Raw genomic sequence first — 1600 nt, 5'->3', positions numbered from 1 at the left:
CGGTCGCCGCCGCCGCGGGCGCCGCGTTCGCCGCGACGAGCGTGCCGGCCGCCACGACCGCAGCCGCCGCTCCAGCCAGCCCTGATCGCCAGCGACGTCGTTGCGGAGCGGCTGGACGGGCCTCACCGGTGGTTTTCATGTTCCACTCCTTCGATCGTGGTCACCCGCGCGCGCGACGCACCGGGCGCCCTGGCAGGTGTGCCGGGGTCCGGTGGTGGCGTCAGCACGTCGGGAGGTTGTGCGAGGAGGGGTGCGGCCACCGTTCGCATGGTTTCCGGCCGCGCCACGGCCCCACACCGTCGAAGCCGCCCCTGCAGGCGGCGGTGCATCATCAGGCTCCCGGCGGCCCACGTGACCCGCTCGTGAAGTTAGCGTTAACGACACCACCCGTCAAGCGATGCTCGTCGATCTGGATACCGCTGCTCACTGCGACACCTCGCACCGCCGACGAAGCGATTCTCCGAGCTATTGATGAAGGCGACACGTTCTGGCAACCTTATGGTCATCTATGTTATCGCTCACACAACTGTTCCCGACGACCTCCAGGGAGCCACCGTGACACCACCGGTCCGACCGCGCCGGCACCGCCGGTCCCGACCGAGGCGCGCACTCCTCGCGCTGCTCTCCGTCGGCGCATTGCTCGCCACCCTGGTCGCCCCGACCGGCGCCGCCACCGCCGGTACCACCCTCGGGACGTCGGCCGCCGAGAAGGGCCGCTACTTCGGCGCCGCAGTCGCGGCGCACCGCCTCTCCGACAGCCAGTACGTCACGATCCTCAACCGCGAGTTCAACTCGGTCGTCGCCGAGAACGAGATGAAGTGGGACTCCACCGAGCCCCAGCAGGGCGTCTTCACCTTCAGCAACGGCGACCGGATCGTCAACCACGCCCTGTCCCGCGGCATGTCGGTGCGCGGACACACGCTGCTGTGGCACTCGCAGCAGCCCGGGTGGGCACAGAACCTCTCTGGCTCCGCCCTACGCACCGCCGCGATCAACCACGTCACCCGGGTCGCCAGCTACTACCGCGGGAAGATCCACTCCTGGGACGTGGTGAACGAGGCCTTCGCCGACGGCGGCAGCGGCGGCCGCCGCGACTCCAACCTCCAACGCACCGGCAACGACTGGATCGAGGCCGCCTTCCGCGCCGCCCGCGCCGCCGACCCCGGCGCCAAGCTCTGCTACAACGACTACAACACCGACGGCATCAACGCGAAGTCGACCGGCATCTACACCATGGTCCGCGACTTCAAAACCCGCGGCGTCCCCATCGACTGCGTCGGCTTCCAGTCCCACCTCGGCACCACGCTGCCCGGCGACTACCAGGCCAACCTCCAACGCTTCGCCGACCTCGGCGTCGACGTACAGATCACCGAACTGGATGTCGCCCAGGGATCTAACCAAGCCAGCATCTACGAAGGCGTCACCCGCGCCTGCCTGGCCGTCACCCGCTGCAGCGGCATCACCGTCTGGGGCATCCGAGACAGCGACTCCTGGCGCAACGACAACCCCCTGCTGTTCGACGCCAGCGGCAACCGGAAACCCGCATACACCGCGGTGCTCAACGCGCTCAACGCCGGAGGGCCGGGCGTCCCGGGGCCCA

At 69.2% G+C, this 1600-nt stretch carries 1 protein-coding gene; it reads left to right on the top strand.

Annotated elements, in window-relative coordinates; genetic code table 11:
- Positions 1 to 555: 555 nt before the first annotated feature.
- Positions 556 to 1600: endo-1,4-beta-xylanase (locus BLW47_RS24525; protein WP_245737095.1), on the top strand; the 1045-nt coding region annotated here is incomplete at its 3' end.

Source organism: Micromonospora pattaloongensis, from assembly GCF_900107255.1.
In the GTDB taxonomy this organism is placed as follows: domain Bacteria; phylum Actinomycetota; class Actinomycetes; order Mycobacteriales; family Micromonosporaceae; genus Micromonospora_I; species Micromonospora_I pattaloongensis.
This window is presented reverse-complemented; position numbering and strand designations above follow the sequence as displayed.